This is a genomic window from Nonomuraea sp. NPDC049637 (genome assembly GCF_040675235.1).
Taxonomy (GTDB): domain Bacteria; phylum Actinomycetota; class Actinomycetes; order Streptosporangiales; family Streptosporangiaceae; genus Nonomuraea.
Map to the genome: position 1 here is coordinate 22,939 of NZ_JBFAOM010000048.1, position 15,210 is coordinate 38,148.

18 protein-coding genes and 1 pseudogene are annotated in these 15,210 nt (G+C 72.4%); 8 read left to right on the forward strand and 11 right to left on the reverse strand.

Features of this window, described 5'->3' with window-relative positions; translation table 11 throughout:
- Nucleotides 1–27: 27 nt before the first annotated feature.
- From AB0J71_RS41115 to AB0J71_RS41125, 3 genes are read right to left on the reverse strand one after another with little or no spacing between them, the layout of a single operon-like run.
- On the reverse strand, nucleotides 28–150 hold the full coding sequence (locus AB0J71_RS41115; RefSeq protein WP_352326287.1) for a hypothetical protein: 123 nt from the start codon (nucleotides 148–150) through the stop codon (nucleotides 28–30).
- A 51-nt stretch (nucleotides 151–201) separates the two neighbouring features.
- Entirely contained in the window at nucleotides 202–774 is a 573-nt protein-coding gene (locus AB0J71_RS41120) for a dienelactone hydrolase family protein (protein WP_364419539.1), read from the reverse strand.
- 51 nt (nucleotides 775–825) lie between these two features.
- A complete protein-coding gene (locus AB0J71_RS41125; RefSeq protein WP_352326291.1) occupies nucleotides 826–1,143 on the reverse strand; it encodes a helix-turn-helix domain-containing protein in 318 nt (105 codons plus the stop codon).
- A gap of 227 nt (nucleotides 1,144–1,370) precedes the next feature.
- On the opposite strand from AB0J71_RS41125, the gene AB0J71_RS41130 reads away from it, so the two are divergent.
- From AB0J71_RS41130 to AB0J71_RS41140, 3 genes are all read left to right on the forward strand, one after another.
- Nucleotides 1,371–1,754, forward strand: coding sequence for an STAS domain-containing protein (locus AB0J71_RS41130; RefSeq protein ID WP_364419541.1), 384 nt, complete (start codon nucleotides 1,371–1,373; stop codon nucleotides 1,752–1,754).
- Entirely contained in the window at nucleotides 1,754–2,158 is a 405-nt protein-coding gene (locus AB0J71_RS41135) for an STAS domain-containing protein (RefSeq protein ID WP_364419543.1), read from the forward strand. The genes AB0J71_RS41130 and AB0J71_RS41135 overlap by 1 nt, the downstream gene beginning before the upstream one ends.
- Nucleotides 2,159–2,371: 213 nt before the next feature.
- Nucleotides 2,372–3,556 carry a lipase gene (locus AB0J71_RS41140; protein ID WP_364419545.1) on the forward strand — a complete coding sequence of 395 codons (1,185 nt, stop codon included), beginning with the start codon at nucleotides 2,372–2,374 and terminating at the stop codon, nucleotides 3,554–3,556.
- Here the strand turns inward: AB0J71_RS41140 and AB0J71_RS41145 are convergent, their stop codons facing one another.
- From AB0J71_RS41145 to AB0J71_RS41155, 3 genes are all read right to left on the reverse strand, one after another.
- On the reverse strand, nucleotides 3,557–4,105 hold the full coding sequence (locus AB0J71_RS41145) for a YciI family protein (protein WP_352326296.1): 549 nt from the start codon (nucleotides 4,103–4,105) through the stop codon (nucleotides 3,557–3,559).
- A 61-nt stretch (nucleotides 4,106–4,166) separates the two neighbouring features.
- The gene (locus AB0J71_RS41150) at nucleotides 4,167–5,354 is read right to left on the reverse strand and encodes a macrolide family glycosyltransferase (RefSeq protein ID WP_364419547.1); all 1,188 of its coding nucleotides are present in this window, start codon (nucleotides 5,352–5,354) and stop codon (nucleotides 4,167–4,169) included.
- 59 nt (nucleotides 5,355–5,413) lie between these two features.
- Nucleotides 5,414–6,070: a CatB-related O-acetyltransferase gene (locus AB0J71_RS41155; RefSeq protein ID WP_352326300.1), complete on the reverse strand. Its 657-nt coding sequence runs from the start codon at nucleotides 6,068–6,070 to the stop codon at nucleotides 5,414–5,416.
- 55 nt (nucleotides 6,071–6,125) lie between these two features.
- Here AB0J71_RS41155 and AB0J71_RS41160 point away from each other — a divergent pair, with 55 nt between their 5' ends.
- Nucleotides 6,126–6,782, forward strand: coding sequence for a TetR/AcrR family transcriptional regulator (locus AB0J71_RS41160; protein ID WP_364419549.1), 657 nt, complete (start codon nucleotides 6,126–6,128; stop codon nucleotides 6,780–6,782).
- A 14-nt stretch (nucleotides 6,783–6,796) separates the two neighbouring features.
- On the opposite strand, the gene AB0J71_RS41165 is transcribed toward AB0J71_RS41160, so the two are convergent.
- From AB0J71_RS41165 to AB0J71_RS41175, 3 genes and pseudogenes are all read right to left on the reverse strand, one after another.
- Complete coding sequence (locus tag AB0J71_RS41165) at nucleotides 6,797–7,423, reverse strand: NAD(P)-binding oxidoreductase (protein WP_364419551.1); 627 nt, start codon at nucleotides 7,421–7,423, stop codon at nucleotides 6,797–6,799.
- 49 nt (nucleotides 7,424–7,472) lie between these two features.
- A complete protein-coding gene (locus tag AB0J71_RS41170) occupies nucleotides 7,473–7,928 on the reverse strand; it encodes an SgcJ/EcaC family oxidoreductase (protein ID WP_352330284.1) in 456 nt (151 codons plus the stop codon).
- 153 nt (nucleotides 7,929–8,081) lie between these two features.
- Nucleotides 8,082–8,291: pseudogene (locus AB0J71_RS41175) on the reverse strand (extracellular solute-binding protein); the annotation flags it as partial.
- Between the two features lie 23 nt (nucleotides 8,292–8,314).
- Between AB0J71_RS41175 and AB0J71_RS41180 the strand changes: the two are divergent.
- Entirely contained in the window at nucleotides 8,315–8,740 is a 426-nt protein-coding gene (locus AB0J71_RS41180) for a MerR family transcriptional regulator (protein WP_352330285.1), read from the forward strand.
- Between the two features lie 90 nt (nucleotides 8,741–8,830).
- On the opposite strand, the gene AB0J71_RS41185 is transcribed toward AB0J71_RS41180, so the two are convergent.
- Nucleotides 8,831–10,267: an MFS transporter gene (locus AB0J71_RS41185; RefSeq protein ID WP_352330287.1), complete on the reverse strand. Its 1,437-nt coding sequence runs from the start codon at nucleotides 10,265–10,267 to the stop codon at nucleotides 8,831–8,833.
- 136 nt (nucleotides 10,268–10,403) lie between these two features.
- Between AB0J71_RS41185 and AB0J71_RS41190 the strand changes: the two genes are divergently transcribed.
- On the forward strand, nucleotides 10,404–10,757 hold the full coding sequence (locus AB0J71_RS41190) for a helix-turn-helix domain-containing protein (protein WP_352330289.1): 354 nt from the start codon (nucleotides 10,404–10,406) through the stop codon (nucleotides 10,755–10,757).
- A 230-nt stretch (nucleotides 10,758–10,987) separates the two neighbouring features.
- Here the strand turns inward: AB0J71_RS41190 and AB0J71_RS41195 are convergent, their stop codons facing one another.
- The gene (locus AB0J71_RS41195) at nucleotides 10,988–12,442 is read right to left on the reverse strand and encodes a glycosyl hydrolase family 28-related protein (protein WP_364419553.1); all 1,455 of its coding nucleotides are present in this window, start codon (nucleotides 12,440–12,442) and stop codon (nucleotides 10,988–10,990) included.
- Between the two features lie 720 nt (nucleotides 12,443–13,162).
- Between AB0J71_RS41195 and AB0J71_RS41200 the strand changes: the two genes are divergently transcribed.
- Nucleotides 13,163–13,729, forward strand: a complete 567-nt coding sequence (locus AB0J71_RS41200; protein WP_364419555.1) for a GNAT family N-acetyltransferase — start codon at nucleotides 13,163–13,165, stop codon at nucleotides 13,727–13,729.
- A gap of 248 nt (nucleotides 13,730–13,977) precedes the next feature.
- On the forward strand, nucleotides 13,978–15,201 hold the full coding sequence (gene fxlM, locus AB0J71_RS41205) for a methyltransferase, FxLD system (protein WP_364419557.1): 1,224 nt from the start codon (nucleotides 13,978–13,980) through the stop codon (nucleotides 15,199–15,201).
- Nucleotides 15,202–15,210 lie beyond the last annotated feature (9 nt).

Here is a 15,210-nt window from a genome sequence, read left to right on the forward strand (position 1 = left end):
TCCACACGGGGCAGGCAGGGGGGCCGGTCAGCGCAGCAGCAGGTTGACGACGACCGTGAGCACGGCCGACAGCAGCAGCGAGATCAGGATCATCGCCAGGCAGCCCGGCCAGCCGCCCAGCGGTCGCACTTCCCAGTTCCCGAACCTCATCCCCGGCCCCTACCCGGTGCGGCCGGGGTCGTACCCGGGCCGGGGCGGGCGTCAGAGGCCGGCGACGAAGTCGAGGGCGACCGCCCAGGCGCGCTCGGCGGCCGGGGCGTCGTAGTCGGGCAGGCCGGGGTCGGTGAACAGGTGACCGACGCCCGGATAGCGGAAGACCTCGACGTCGGCCCGCGCCCGGCGCATCTGGAGGTACCAGGCGTTGAGCCAGTCGACCGGCTCGTAGAAGTCGGGGTCGGCGACGTGCAGCTGCACCGGCAGGTCGTCGGCGTCGGCGGACTCGGTCATGTCGGAGGTGCCGTGCATGAGCAGCAGCCCCTGGGCACGCTCGTCGCCCAGCGCGAGGTTCTGGGCGATGGCCGCGCCGAGGGAGAAGCCCGCGTAGACCAGGCCGTCGCCGGACAGCGGGGCCGCCACCGTGATGGCCCGCTTCAGCAGCTCCTCGCTGCCGATCTCCTCCTTGATCGCGATGCCCTCCTCGGGCGTGTCGACGACGCGGCCGTCGTAGAGGTCGGGGACGTGCACCTCGTGCCCCGCCTCCCGGAGCATTTCGGCGGCCTGGTGGACGGCGGGCCGCAGGCCGTACATCGAGTGCAGGAGGAGAATCCGCGCCATACGCGCAGCTTAGCGGCCCTGGACGAGTGCGCCCGGCCCGGCCGCGGCGGGTCAGCCGTCCTCGCCGGGCAGGTCGCGGGCGGTGAACATGTCGATCAGCAGGCGGACGGGCAGCCCGGCCTCGGTCGGGTAGCGGAACTGCCGGTCGAGGTCGAGGCTGTAGCGGTTGCGGCGGCCGATCCGCTCGCGGGTCAGGTAGCCGGCCTGGAAGAGGTCGGAGACGATGTTCTGCACCGTGCGTTCGGTGACGCCGATGCGGGCGGCGATGTCGCGCAGCCGCACGCCGGGATCACGGGCGATCTCCACCAGCACGCGGGCGTGATGAGTCAGGAAGGTCCACGTCGCCGGATGGTCTTCAGGGTCGGGCACAGCCTCTGACGCTTTCTACCTGGACGTCCCGGATCCGCGGGGCGGACGAAAATGCTTACCTGAAGATCCTATGACGAAAGCTCTTTCCTGCAACCCTCTTCGCCCCTAACCTTGGGTCGAGGGCGGCTCAGACGCCGTCCCTACCGGCCAGGCCCACTTGGGGAACAACAGATGTCCGTCACCCAGACGTACCTTGCCGTCGCGTCGAGCGCCGCCACCAGGCCGCCATGTCCGTGCTCGACATGAGCTGCCGGCCGGTTCCGGCCGGCGCGCTGGTCACGGTCTCCGGTGAGCTCGACGCCACCAACGCCGATCGCCTGGAGGGCGCCATCCGCGACGCCCTTCGCCCCGGCCGGTCCGTGATCCTCGACCTGGGCGAGCTGACCTTCATGGACAGCAGCGGCCTGCACGTGCTGCTGCGGGCGCACGACGACGTCCACGACGCGGGCGGGAGCCTGCGCCTGGCCGCCGTGCGGGACATCCCGGCCCGCATCCTGCAGATCACCGGGGTGTGGGACGCGCTGCACATCCACGCCTGCGTGGAGGAGGCCGCCGGCGCGGCCGCGGACGCCCAGCCCGATCGACTGCCGGATGATGTGGAGCGGTTGTGATGCACCTGGCCAGCAGCTATCTGCCGGGGATCACCGTGATCACGGTGGCCGGCGAGGTGGACGCCACCGCCTCCGGCCACCTGGAGACCTACCTCGACCAGGTGCGCCGCCGCCTGGACGAGCACCTGGTCATCGACGCGCACCGGCTGACGTTCCTGGACAGCTCCGGCCTGTCCGTGCTGCTCGCCGCCGCCACGCTGGCCCGCGCGCACGGCGTCGACGTGCACCTGGCCGGCCTCCAGCCCACGGTGGCCCGGATACTGGAGATCACCGGCACCGCCGAGCTCGTGACGCTCCACGACCGCGTCTCCCAGGCCGTCACCGCGGTGCAGGCGCTCCGGGACGCCGCGCCCGGTGAGCCCGGGGAGCCGGGTGAGCCCGCCGAGCCGTCCGAGGCCGTCTGACCGTCTCGTGGGTGTGGCGGCCGGCGGCCACCGGGTGCTCACCTGCGGATCCCGCCCTGCCACCGCCAGCTAGCAGGAAGTGCCCTCGGTGTCCAGACCCGGCCGGCCGTGACCTCCCCTCCAGGTGGACGGCGGCTTCGTTCATGGGCATGAGCACCGAAATCATCTCCGGTACGGAGTTTTTGCGCGCTGCGCGTACCTAGCGTGGCGGTCATGAATCGCGCACTTCTCCGACGGGGTCTGGCCGCCGCGGTGGCGGTCGGCCTCCTGCTCACCGGACCCGCCGTACAGGCCAGGTCGAAGCCCGTCACCGTGACCCTGCCGCAGCCGACAGGCCCTCGCGAGATCGGCACTGTCACCCTGCACCTGCGTGACGGCTCCAGGGCCGACCCGTGGATCAAGACGCATGACCGGCGTGAGCTGATGGTCAGCCTGTGGTACCCCACGCGCCGTCCGGACGGCCGCCCCGCCGCGCCCTGGCTGCCGCCCCGCGCCGCCGAGGCCTTCTACCGCAACAACGGCCTCTCGCCCGCGGCTGTCGGCCTGCCCCTGACCCATGGCCGCGAAGGGGCCCGGGTAGCCGGGCGGGGGCTGCCCGTCGTCCTGTTCTCGCCCGGCAACGGCGCCGACCGTTCCATGAACACCACCACGGTCGAAGAGCTGGCCAGCTGGGGCTACATGGTGGTCACCATCGACCATCCGGGCGACGCGGGCGAGGTGGAGTTCCCCGACGGCACGGTCACCGGCCGCGTGCTGAAGCCCGTCCCGGTGAGCCGGCTGGCGGAGAAGGCCGACGAGATCAACGTGCGGGTGGCTGACGCGCGCTTCGTGCTGGACCGGCTCAAGGAGCTGAACAAGGGACAGAACCCCGACGCTGAACGCCGGGCGCTGCCGGAGGGTCTGCGCGGCGCGTTCGACCTGAAAAGGGTCGGGATGTTCGGCCATTCCGCCGGAGGAGCGACGGCCGCCGCGACGATGCTGGCGGACCGGCGGATCAAGGCGGTGCTGAACCTGGACGGACCCGCCCTCGGCAAGGTGGCCGCCAAGGGGCTGGCCAAGCCGTACATGCTCATGGAGGCCGAGATCTTCGACAAGCCCATCCGCGGGCAGAAGGCCTTCTGGTCCCGGTTGAAGGGCTGGCGGCTGCACGTGCGCACCAACGGCGCCAAGCACAATTCCTACACCGACCTGCCGCTGGTGTACGAGCAGGCGGCCGCGGCGCTGGGCCTGTCGAAGGAGCAGTTGCGAGCGGTGAACGGGACGCTGCCGGCGGCGCGTGCCGTGGCCGTCACCCGCGCCTACACCAGGGCCTTCTTCGATCTGCAGCTACGACGCGAAGGCCATCTGCTCGACCGGCGTTCCCCGCGCTTTCCCGAGGTGCAGGTGATCGCCCGCTAGTCATCGACGGCCGCCGAACCCCCAGTCGTGCACCTCGATCCCGGCGTAGCGGTCGGCGGTGAGGACCGCGCGGGCCGCGTCCGCGTCCGGCGCGCGGACCAGCAGCGCGGTGCCGACCCAGGTGGCGCCGTCGTCGGACAGCAGCGGCCCGTAGGCGATCAGCTCGTCGCCGTCGGCCGGCGGGACGAGGTCGGCGGGCTGCCCGGAGCCGAGGCCCAGCACCAGGTACCGGTTCCCGCCCTCCCGGCCGCCGGGGAACTCCCACATGGTGCGCCCCAGCACGTTGCGCCAGCGGCGGAGCAGCACGTCGCGGTAGACCCCGGCCTGGTAGTTGGGCTCGTCGAAGGCGAACGCCCGCGCGGCGGCGGGGTCGGGCAGGTCGACGATGTGCACGCTGCCGGTGGCCGCCCTGGTGTCGCGGTCGAAGGTCGGGCCGCGGGCGATCAGCTCCGCTTCGTACCGGTCCATGTAGGACCAGTGCGCCTCCCCCAGCTCCCCGCGCAGGGGGCCCGATCCGGGACGGTCACGGTGGTAGCAGAAGAACTCCATGACGAGAGCGTACCTACCACGTGATCTTCACCCGGTCACGACCGTCGCACGGCCCGGCGGCTCAGCCGAGCATCTGCTCGACGAGGTCGGCGGCGCGGGTGGTGCCGCCCTCGGCCCGCGCCTCGGCCTGCAGGCGCGTCAGCCGGCGGGCCACCTCGGGGTCGCCGGTCAGCTCGGCCAGCGCGGCGCGCAGGGCCTGCGCCGTGGCGTCGGCGGTGTCGATGCGGCGGGCCACGCCCAGCTCCACGAGCCGGTCGGCGTTGGCGAACTGCTCGGCGCCCTGCGGGACGGCGATCATCGGCACGCCCGCCAGCAGCCCTTCGCAGCAGCCGCCCATCCCCGCGTGGGTGACGAACGCGTCGGCCTGGTCGAGGATCGCCCGCTGCGGCACCCACGGGTGCACCTCGACGTTGGACGGGATCTCGCCCAGCTCCCCCACGTCGGTGTACTTGCCGATCTGCAGCACGACGTGCCAGCCGGGCAGGTCGCCGAAGGCCGCCAGGCACCGGCGGTAGAACTCCGGCTGCCGGGTGTAGGCCGACCCCAGGGAGATCAGCAGGACGTTCGCGGCGTCGGCCGGACGGGTCCAGCCGTCCTGCCCGTGCAGGTCGTGGCAGGGGCCGACGAAGGTCACGGTGGCGGTGTCGACCTGGTCGGCGTGCGGCTGCATGGCCCGCGGGATCAGGGCCAGCGCGCGGGGCGGACGGCCGGAGAAGGCATCGACGTCGGTGGTGGTGGCGCCGCATCCGGCGAGCCAGGCGGCGAACCTGGCTCGGTAGGCGTCGGCCCCGGGCAGCCGCCACAGCTGGGCCGCCACCTCCTCCTGGTAACCCTTCCAGGCCACGAACGTCGGCGACAGCTGCAGCAGGGGACGGCCCTGCGCCTCGGCCAGGGCCCGCGCGGCGTAGGCGCCGATGTCGTACAGGTAGAGGTCGGCGGGGTCGTCGTCGTAGGCGGCGCGCAGCTGCGGGAGCGCCTGGACGGCGTCGTCCAGGAAGAGGCTCATCGCCGCGATGGGGTCGTCGGGCCAGTCGTTGTCGGCGACCGGCAGCGTCGAGGTGCACGGGACCAGCTCGGCGCCGGTGCCCGTGACCAGGTCGGCGACCGCCGGGTCGTTGGCGTACGTCACCCGGTGGCCGCGGGCCACCAGCTCGCGGACGATCTCCAGGCTGGGCAGGACGTGGCTGACGGCGGGGATGCCGACCATGGCGATGTGGGCGCGGCGGCGGGACACGGGCGAATCACTCATTTCAGGTTCTGTCGCGGCGGGACGGGTGCTGGTCGGCGGGACGAGCGCTGGTCGGCGGGTCAGGCGGGACGCGCACCCGGGGCGGCGGCCTCCAGGTCGGCGACGCTGCCCGACATGATCGTGCGCACGTGCTCGGTGATGTGCTCGGCGGGCCAGTCCCACCAGGCCACCGCGAGCAGCCGGGCGACGTCGTCGGCCGGGTAGCGGGTGCGGATGAGGCGGGCCGGGTTGCCGCCGACGATCCCGTAGTCGGGCACGTCGGAGGTGACCACGGAGCCGGCGCCGATGATCGCGCCGTGCCCGATGCGCACGCCGGGCAGCACCGTCGCGCCGTGGCCGAACCAGACGTCGTTGCCGACGACGGTGTCACCGCGGTTGGGCAGGCCGGTGAGCAGGTCGAAGTGGTCGGACCACGAGCCGCCCATGGTGGGGAAGGGGAAGGTCGAGGGGCCGTCCATGCGGTGGTTGGCGCCGTTCATGATGAATCGCACCCCGGTGCCCAGGGCGCAGAACTTGCCGATGACCAGCCGCTCCGGACCGTAGTGGTAGAGCACGTTGCGGGTCTCGAACGCGGTCGGGTCGTCGGGGTCGTCGTAGTAGGAGAACTCCCCCACCTCGATGAGCGGGGACTTGACCAGCGGCCGCAGCAGCACCACCCGTGGCTGGGCGGGCATCGGGTGCAGGACGGTGGGGTCGGCGGGGCCGCGGGCGTTCATGGATCTCTTCCTTCCGCCACTGCTAATGCGACAACTTGTACATTAAGATGGTGGCATGCCGACGTCCGCCCCGCAAACGGGAAAGGGATCGACGACGCCCGAGAGCCCGTCGTCCGGGCCGCGCCGCCGTCCGGGCGGCCGTACCGGCCGCATCCGCGCGCAGGTTCTCGACGCGGTCCGCGCCGAGCTCGCGGAGCGCGGCTTCGACGGGCTGACCCTCGACGCCGTCGCGGCCCGCGCCGGCGTGCACCGCGCGACGGTCTACCGGCGCTGGCGGGACGTCGGCGGCCTGCTCGCCGACGTCCTGGAGGCGACCGGCGACGACGACTGGCAGCCCGAGGACACCGGCTCCCTGCTGGGCGACCTGACGGCGCTCAACCACGAGAACCAGGCGGCCATGACCGCGCAGCCGTCGATCGCCACGGCCCTGATCGCCGCCTCGTTCCGCTCGGAGGAGGCCGCCCGCGGCCTGCAGCGGCTCTGGGACGACCGGTACACCCGCTGCGAGGTCATCGTCAGCCGGGCGGTCGAGCGGGGCGAGCTGCCGGCCGGCACCGACGCGCGGCGGCTGCTCGTCGCCGCCACCGCGCCGCTCTACCACCACCTGGTGCTGCTGCGCACGTCCCCCGACCCGGACCTGCCGGAACAGGCGGCGCGGACGGCCGTGCTCGCCGCCGAGGCCGGCGCCTTCGCCCCTCCCCCGGGGCGGTGAGGGCGGGGTCGCGGTCAGGAGGAGACGGCGACGGGCAGGCGGTAGGTCCGCGGGTCGTCGAGGTGGGCGACGATGAAGGCGGCCAGGTCGGCGCGGGACGTACGGGCGCCCAGGCGTTCGGTCGCGCCGATCGAGACGCGGGGGTGGCCGGTGCCGGGCCGGTCGGTCAGGCCGGTGGGGCGGACGGCCGTCCAGTTCAGCCGCGTCCCGGCGAGCGCCTGTTCCATGCGGGCCATGTCGGCGTACGGATGACGCATGACGTGGTGCAGGACGCGGCCGAGCAACCGGGTGACGGGCCTGGCGCCGGCCGGGACGGCCAGCCCGGCCGAGGAGATCACGACGAGCCGGGCGGACGGCGGCAGCGCCGCGACGATCGCGGCGGTCCCCTGCGAGTAGACCGTGGTGGGGCCGCGGCCGGACGAGCCCAGGGCGGAGATCACGGTGTCGTGGCCGGTCAGCGCGGCACGCAGGCTCGCGGGGTCGGTCACGTCGGCGGCGCGGCGGACGAGCCGCGGATGGTCGAGGCCGAGGCCGTCGGGGCGGCGGGCGACGGCGGTGACGGTGTGCCCGGCCGCCAGTGCGTGTTCGACGACGAGGCGTCCGGTGCGGCCCGTGGCGGCGACGACGGCGAGGGAGGTCATGAGCGGGCGATCTTCCGTGGCGAGGGGGCGTGGGTTTCAGGCGTGGGCTTCAGGCGTGGGCGGCGGGCCTGCTGGCGGGCTGGAACTTGAAGGAGATGGCCTCCATGAGGGCCTGGTGCTTGGTGTTCTGGAAGGCGGCGATCTTCCAGTCGCCGTCCGCCTGCCGGACCATCGTGTAGGTCTGGATCTTGTGCAGCTTGCCCGGCTTGCCCTTGTAGGTGTCGCCGCGGGTGATGACGAGGGCGGTGTCGGGGCCGGCCAGACGGATGCCGACGGTCTCGTAGGCCAGCCGGGTGCCCTTGACGAAGCTGTCGAACAGCGCCTGGTGGGCCTCGCCGATCTCGCGGGCGCCGGTGTACAGGGTGCCGACGTAGGTGATGTAGGTGGCGTCCTCGGTGAACAGGTCGCCGTACGCGCCGCCGTCGGCCCGGTTCCAGGCGTCGGCGAGACGGTCGAGCACGGAGGTGATGGCGGCGGCGTCGGCGGCGGTGAGGGTGTTGCCCATGGTCGTTGCCCTTCCGGGGGTAACTTCTCAGAAGCATTTGCTTCTTTGAAGATTTATCTTCTCTGGAGAAGAGATTAGGAGAGGGGCCGGCCACTGTCAACTCTCCGGCGCGAGAGGTCGCGCCGGGAAGCTCGGAACGGGGAAAGCCGCAGGTCAGGGGCGATGGAGCGCCGAGATCGCGAACCCGTCCACCGGGCCGAGCGCGGCCTGCGGCACGCCGGGGGTGATCTCGGGGAAGGGGAAGAAGTCGTACCCCTCGCCCGGCTTGACCTGGTTGCCGTCCCAGTAGCCGCTGATCCAGGTGCCCATGAGGGTCATCGCGGCCTTGCCGGAGGGGACCATGTCGCCGGCGTCCGTTGAAGTAGCCCCCGTATGCTTGCGGTCCCATGAGTGAGCAGTTGACGATCGGCGAGCTGGCCGAACGCACCGGGGTCGCCACCTCCGCGCTGCGCTACTGGGAGGAGCTCGGGCTCATCCCGGCGCCCGAGCGCGTCTCGGGGCAGCGGCGCTATCCGCCGGCGGCGGCCGAGCGGGTGGCGGTGATCCTGTTGCTGCGCGAGGTCGGCCTCACGTTGCGCGAGATCAGGACGTTCATCGCGGCCCGGTCCGAGCCGGGCGACGCGTGGCGCGAGCTGTACCGGCGCAAACTCGCCGAACTGGACGAGCGCATCGCCCGTGCCCAGGTGGCGCGCACCGCCATCGCGCACGGCATGGCCTGCCCGCACGAGAACGTCTTCGAGTGCCCCGCCTTCACCGGAGCGGTCAGGGCGCGGCTGGCGGGGGCGTCCCTGGAAGAGGCGCACCAGCACTGAACGGCGGCCCGGCGGCCGCGAACGCCTCGGCCGCCGCAGGCACCGAGGCGGTGCTCGCGGCGGCCGGGACGCGCGTCAGGGGGCGGACCGTCAGGCGGTCGGCTCGGGGGTGTGGCGGGGCAGGGCGAGGGTGACCAGGAGGCCGGCGATCATCACCGCCGCGGTCAGCAGGACGACCAGGAACTCGCCGTCCGCCGTGGCGGCGCGCAGGGCCTGGCCGGTCCTGCCCGCGGTGCCGACGTCGGCGATGACGGTGAAGACGGCCAGGCCGATGGCGTTGCCGATGTTGAGCGCGGTGGAGGCGATGCCGTTGGCGACGCCCTGCTCGTGGGCAGGGGTGCCGGTGGCGGCGGCGATCCACATGGCGGTCCAGACGACGCCCTGACCCAGCCCGGAGACGACCAGACCGGGGATCAGCAGGCCGTACCCGGCGTCGGCGTCGAAGCCGAGGGCCAGGACGGCGGTCCCGGCGACCCCGACGGCGAAGCCGATCAGCAGCGTGGCCCGGGTGCCGATCCGGGTGGCCAGGCGTTCGCCGCCCTGGGTGCCGGCGGCGATGGCCAGCGACGGGACGAGGAAGGCCAGCCCGCTCTGCAGGGCGCTGTAGCCGTGGACGCTCTGCAGCAGCACGGTGAGGAAGTACGGCAGGACGCCGAACGTGGCCATGTAGACGAAGGTGACCAGCATGCCGACGGTCAGGCTGCGGTTGCGGAACAGCCGGAACGGCATGAGCGGATCCGCGCTGCGGGCCTCGACCAGCGCGAAGACGACCAGCAGCACGGCGGCCACCGCGAAGGCGCCCGCGACCAGGGGGCTGCCCCAGCCCAGCTCGGGCCCCTCGACCAGGGCGAAGACCAGCAGCGTGGACCCGCCGGTCACGGTGAGCGCCCCCGGCATGTCGAACCTGCGCCGCTCCCGCCCGGCCGGGTCACGCGGGACGACGGCCAGCGCGGCCAGCGCGACCAGCCCGGCCAGGGGGACGTTGACGAAGAAGACGGCGGGCCAGCCGAAGTTCTCGGTGAGGACGCCGCCGAGCAGCGCCCCGATCGTCAGCCCGCTGGCGCCCGCGCCGCCCCAGACGGCCAGCGCCCGGTTGCGCTGCCGCCCCTCGGCGAACAGGCTGTTGAGCAGCGCCAGCGTTGACGGCAGCAGCAACGCCCCGCCGACGCCCTGCACCGCGCGGGCGACGATGATGACCACGGGGCCGGTGGCCAGCCCGCCCGCCAGCGAGGACAGCGCGTAGAGGGCCAGGGCGAGCACGAAGACGCGGCGGCGGCCGAGCAGGTCGGCCGCCCGGCCGCCGAACAGCAGGAAGCCGCCGGCGAAGACGACGTACGCGCTGACCACGAGCTGCTGGGTCTGGCCGGGGAAGCCCAGGTCGGCGCCGATCCGCGGGAGCGCGACGAACACGATGTTCAGGTCGAGCGCGTAGATGAGCTGGGCCAGGGCGAGCAGCGCCAGGGTCCAGCCGAGCCGGGGCTTGACGCCGTCCGCGACGGCCGCGGGCAGCGTGGATGGTGTGGACATGGAACGCCCTTCGGAGGGAGCCGGTGAGCGGGCACGCGAAGGCCCGCCGCACGAAACGACAGTACGAGTATTTACGTACGGTCGTACTATGCCAGACCGAAGGGGAATTGTTCGACAGTCGCGGTACAGTTGGACCATGGCCTTCCGTCATCCCGACCGCGACCAGATCCGGGTCGAAGACGTGCTGTCGGCGCTGGGGAACGGCGTGCGCCTGTCCGTCGTCCGCATCCTCGACGCCGGCGGCGAGCACAACTGCACCAGCGTCCTGAACACGCTGGGGATCACCGCGAAGTCGACCATGACCCACCATTGGCGGGTGTTGCGTGACAGCGGGGTGATCTGGCAGCAGCCGTCGGGCCGGGAGAACCTGCTCGTCCTGCGGCGCGAGGATCTGGACGCCCGCTACCCCGGCCTGCTCGACGCCATCCTGTCCGGCGCCCGCACCGACGACGCCGCCCAGCGGCCCGACCGCCCCGGCCCGGCCACCTGACCTGCCCGCCCACTTGACCTGCCCGGCCGCCTGACCTGCCCGCCTGCGGGGCTTCCGCCGCGCGGGACGGAGGCCGAGCCCCGGCCTACCGGTCGGCCGGGGCTCGGACCCGATCAGCTATCGGCGCCGGCGGCGGCCGCCACCGCGGCCCGGCTGGAGGCCACCCAGGCCGCCCAGGACGTCTTGGATCGGTTCCAGACATCGGGCGGGAAGAGATGATCGGGTGGCTCCTATCCCTGGTAACCGGGGATGGAGAGCTCCGGGACGGTGCTGCCGGCGCAGCGGGCGCGCTGGTCGGCGGTGGGGGCGGCGTTGCGCATGCCCACGACCGGCACGGCGCGGCCGTCGGCGTAGGTGTTGTCGGAGGCGGTGAAGGCCGCCGCGTCCCCGGCGACCTGGGAGACGTCGGGGCGGCCCGGGGTCCCGGCGAGCGGGTCGAGGAAGCGGTTGCCGAAGACGGCGATCGCCTGCTCGGCCCCGGTGCCGGGGAAGTTGCGCCAGTACATGATCCCGCTGTGGTCGGCGGCGGGCGTGACCGTGCGGATGTCGTAGACGTTGCCGCAGACGACGACGTCCTGGAAGACCTTGGGGGCGTTGGTCACGTCGTAGGTGTAGAGCAGCAGCGCGGTGCCGTACAGGAGGTTGCCGGCGATGGTCGCGCCGGTGCCGTTGCGCACCTTGAGCCCGCCCCTGGCGTCCTGGGGCCAGCCGCGCAGCCAGTTGCCGGTGATCTTGAGTCCGTCGAAGCCCCAGGCGTACACGCCGTGATCGCTCTTGGCGCGGCTGCGCGGGTCGCGGTTGACGATGTTGCCGGAGACGGTCGCGTTGATGTCGCCCTTGATGCTGATGCCACGCTGGATGTGGCCGAGGGCGGCGGGCAGGCCGGTACGGCGGCGCACCTCGGCCAGGCGCGTCGCCGGGGCCTGCGACCAGGAGCGTCCGCCGGCCCAGGTGCTCAGCCATGCCGTCGAGGACAGGTCGGCGCCCAGGACGTTGCCGCTGATCGTCAGGTCGCGGGTGCGGTAGGTGAACAGCGGGGCGCCGCCGTCCACCTGCCGGTCCGACAGGAAGATCGAGTCCTGAACCTTGGCGCCGACCACGTTGGTGAGAGCCACGGCGACCTGGGCCGAGCTCGTCTGCTGCTCGTCGCCCCCGCTGGGCGTCTCCCCGTCGCCCATGCGGTTGACGAACACGCTGCGCCGGATGATCGGCCCGGTCTTGTAGGGGCTGTTGACGTCCAGGCGCAGCCCGTCGAACACCACGTTGTCCAGTACGGGCGTACGGTCCCACCGGTTGGCGTAGGCGGTGTCGGCGAGGGCGGCGTTGGTCGTGCTGCGCAAGATGGCGGGTGTGTCGGGGTCGCCGAGGATGGAGGCGGGCTTGCTCCAGTCGAGGCCGCCGGTGATGCGGTAGAGGCCGCCCGGCAGGTAGAGGCAGCGTCCCGAGGCGTACGCGGTGGTGATCGCCTGCCGCATGCTCGCGGTGTCGTCGGCCTGCCCGTCGCCCTTCGCACCGGCGTCGGCGACGGCGTTCAGCACGCCACCCGAGCAGGCCGGGTCCGCGGCCACCGACTCCGGCACCGCAGGAGCGGCGCCGGCCATGGCCGGCTCGGCGCCGAGCCCCGACACGACGACCACGCCCGCGACCAGCGCCTTGCGCATCCGCCCTGGGTTGCTTGCTCGCATCGCCCGACTTCCTCCGGTTCCCCGACGCCGGCCGCGACGTGGTTGCCGCGTCCCCCCGTTCAGCAAGGTGATCTTGCCATACGCGGCCGCCGCCGGGGTGGCGCGTCAAGACGCCAGGGGCCGCACGAGCGACGATCATCGAGACCGGCTCCCGGTCGCCCTGCGTACCGCAGGGTCCAGTGAAGTGCTCAGGCGTGGCGGCCTGTGGATCTCGATGGAACGCTCAGCCGGGCAGTGGCCAGCGGTGGAAGATCCGTTCGTCTACGCCCGGAACCGCCTGGACATGAATGCCGTAGACGACCTACGGGGCGATAGGTTCGCCGGGTTGCCGGATCTCGAATCCGGATCGGCGGCGGAAGGCATCCGTGCCTGGCGTAGGCGGCACCTGTCCATAGAGCTGCATGTACCTGCAGTGGAAATAGATCTGTTTGCAGCGCTTGAGTAGCGTGGCGCCGACGCCTCTGCCGCGGGGTGTGCTCGGCGACCGCGATGGCCTTGATCTTTGTCAGGGCCGCCCAGACTCAGGCCCGAGCACAGCGGGAGGCGGCGCACGGCGAAGGCTGACCCTGGCTAGCGATGGCCGCACGGCATCGACGGACCCTCCAGGGCGGCAAATCGGTTGCCGGGCGACGAACGGGCCATACAGAATCGCCACCATGATCTCTCAAGGCCGCGACCACCGCCATCCGGACATCGCCGGCCACACTGAGTATCCCCGCCTTGCACTACGCCATCCGTGACTACAACCCCGAGCACGAGAGCGCCTGGCTGCGCTGCCGCGTTCTGTCCTTCCTGACAACCGCCTACTTCGACGACGTCGTCACGAGCAAACCCGCGATCCCAGCTCCCGGTTTCGAACTCATCACACAGGACAGCGGCACTCTTGCCGGAATTCTCGACGTCGCCATTGACGGTGAACTGGCGACCGTTGAAACCATCGCGGTTCATCCTGACCATCAACGTCGGGGCATCGGCCGCGCTCTCCTCGACCAAGCCCGTGCCCGAGCCCGCAGGCTCGGCGCACGCACGCTCGACGCCTGGACAAGGGACGATCCGGGGACATTGCGCTGGTATCGAGCCAACGGCTTCACCGAGGGAGAGCACTACCTCCACGTCTACGCGAACTACTACACCGATCCCAGCGAGCCGGACAGGGCCATCGGTGCGCGCCAGCCAGGCCTGCGGCCCATGGCGATCTTCGCGCATGCCAGCTTGCAGGACGAGCATGCCATGCGCACGCAGTTCGCCCGAGTTCACGTCTGTCGGCGCTTCGTGTCAATGCTCTGAAGCACGCTCCCGACGTCCTCAGAGACCTTGAGTCCTGACCGCCCCGGGATCCGCGAGCCTGTGCCGACGCAGTACGTCGCGCCGACGGTACGGGCCTCAGCGTCGAGCCGTCGAACGCCTGTGCTTGGGCGCCCGGCAGGCCCACGGCATCGGACCTCCGTACGGGCTCCTCATGTCCCGTAACGGCGGCGGGGACATGGGGCCGCGGCCGCGCGTGTCGCCGGCCCGGTCCGGCTACTCTCGCTGCCGTGACCACTCCGCCGTCCGGCTCTCCCGAACGTCTGCGCGCCGACCTGGTCGCCGAGCTCAGGCGAGCCGGCTGGATCCGCTCCCCCGCAGTCGAGGCGGCCTTCGTGAAGGTGCCGCGCGAGCGGTTCGCCCCCGAGGCGTCTGCGGAGGCGGCCTACGCGGCCGACGACGTCGTCGTCACCAAGCGCGGCCCGGACGGCCGGGCCACGAGCTCGATCAGCGCGCCCTGGCTGCAGGCCGGCATGCTCGAAGCGGCCCGGCTCCGCCCCGGCGCGAAGGTTCTGGAGGTGGGTTCCGGCGGCTGCAACGCAGCCCTCATCGCCGAGATCGTCGGGCCGGACGGGCTGGTCCTCACCGTCGACATCGATCCCTTCGTCACCGAACGCGCGAGCCGCTTCCTCGCCGACACCGGCTACGGCAGAGTGCGGGTCGTCCTAGGCGACGCCGAGCACGCGGCCGGGCGGCACGCGCCGAGCGGCGGCTTCGACGCTGTGATCGTCACCGTCGGCGTGTGGGACGTGCCCTGGGGGCACCTGCTCGCCCCGGACGGCCGGATGGTCGTCCCGCTGCGCTTCTCCACCATCAGCCGGTCCTTCACCTTCGTCCGCGAGGGCGACCACTTCGCCGGGCTCGACCCGACGGTCTGCGGCTTCGTCCCGTGCCAGGGGGCCGGCAGGCTGCCCGACCAAGAACCGGTGCTGGCCGGCGGCGCCGTCAGGCTGACGCTGGAGCAGGGGCCCGCGCTCGACGCGGCCCGCCTCGACCAGGCGCTGGACGGCGACCGCACCGAGCTGTGGACCGGCGTCACCGTCGGCCATGGTCGGCCGTTCGACACGATGCACCTGTCGATCGCCGCCGACGACGAGCGGTTCGGCATGTTCTGGCAGGACCCCGGCCGCGACTGCGGGCTCGTCCAGCCGGCCATGCGCTGGTACTGTCCCGCGCTCATCGTCCCCGACAGCTTCGCCTACCTCACCATCCGGGAGACCCACGGCCCGCACGACGCCGAGCGGCGCTGGGAGTTCGGAGCCTGCGGCCTCGGCCGCGAGGGCGCCGGGCTCGCCCGGCAGCTGCACGACCACGTGCTGACCTGGGATCGCGATCGGCGCCACCGCCCGGACCCGGTCTTCACCCTCCACCCGGCCGACGCCGCCGTACCGGCCCCCGCCGACGGCCGCGTCTTCCGCAAGCGTCACACCCAGCTGGTCATGGCCTGGCCCTGAGCACGAACG

What these genes read in the sequence shown, in the direction of transcription:
- AB0J71_RS41180 (WP_352330285.1), top strand. Translation starts at nt 8,315, where the DNA reads ATGAGTGAGCAGTTGACGATCGGCGAGCTGGCCGAACGCACCGGGGTC.
- AB0J71_RS41135 (WP_364419543.1), top strand. Translation starts at nt 1,754, where the DNA reads ATGCACCTGGCCAGCAGCTATCTGCCGGGGATCACCGTGATCACGGTG.
- AB0J71_RS41170 (WP_352330284.1), bottom strand. Translation starts at nt 7,928, where the DNA reads ATGGGCAACACCCTCACCGCCGCCGACGCCGCCGCCATCACCTCCGTG.
- AB0J71_RS41145 (WP_352326296.1), bottom strand. Translation starts at nt 4,105, where the DNA reads ATGGAGTTCTTCTGCTACCACCGTGACCGTCCCGGATCGGGCCCCCTG.
- AB0J71_RS41115 (WP_352326287.1), bottom strand. Translation starts at nt 150, where the DNA reads ATGAGGTTCGGGAACTGGGAAGTGCGACCGCTGGGCGGCTGGCCGGGC.
- AB0J71_RS41150 (WP_364419547.1), bottom strand. Translation starts at nt 5,354, where the DNA reads ATGAGTGATTCGCCCGTGTCCCGCCGCCGCGCCCACATCGCCATGGTC.
- AB0J71_RS41155 (WP_352326300.1), bottom strand. Translation starts at nt 6,070, where the DNA reads ATGAACGCCCGCGGCCCCGCCGACCCCACCGTCCTGCACCCGATGCCC.
- AB0J71_RS41160 (WP_364419549.1), top strand. Translation starts at nt 6,126, where the DNA reads ATGCCGACGTCCGCCCCGCAAACGGGAAAGGGATCGACGACGCCCGAG.
- AB0J71_RS41165 (WP_364419551.1), bottom strand. Translation starts at nt 7,423, where the DNA reads ATGACCTCCCTCGCCGTCGTCGCCGCCACGGGCCGCACCGGACGCCTC.
- AB0J71_RS41190 (WP_352330289.1), top strand. Translation starts at nt 10,404, where the DNA reads ATGGCCTTCCGTCATCCCGACCGCGACCAGATCCGGGTCGAAGACGTG.
- AB0J71_RS41140 (WP_364419545.1), top strand. Translation starts at nt 2,372, where the DNA reads ATGAATCGCGCACTTCTCCGACGGGGTCTGGCCGCCGCGGTGGCGGTC.
- AB0J71_RS41185 (WP_352330287.1), bottom strand. Translation starts at nt 10,267, where the DNA reads ATGTCCACACCATCCACGCTGCCCGCGGCCGTCGCGGACGGCGTCAAG.
- AB0J71_RS41195 (WP_364419553.1), bottom strand. Translation starts at nt 12,442, where the DNA reads ATGCGAGCAAGCAACCCAGGGCGGATGCGCAAGGCGCTGGTCGCGGGC.
- AB0J71_RS41120 (WP_364419539.1), bottom strand. Translation starts at nt 774, where the DNA reads ATGGCGCGGATTCTCCTCCTGCACTCGATGTACGGCCTGCGGCCCGCC.
- AB0J71_RS41130 (WP_364419541.1), top strand. Translation starts at nt 1,371, where the DNA reads ATGTCCGTGCTCGACATGAGCTGCCGGCCGGTTCCGGCCGGCGCGCTG.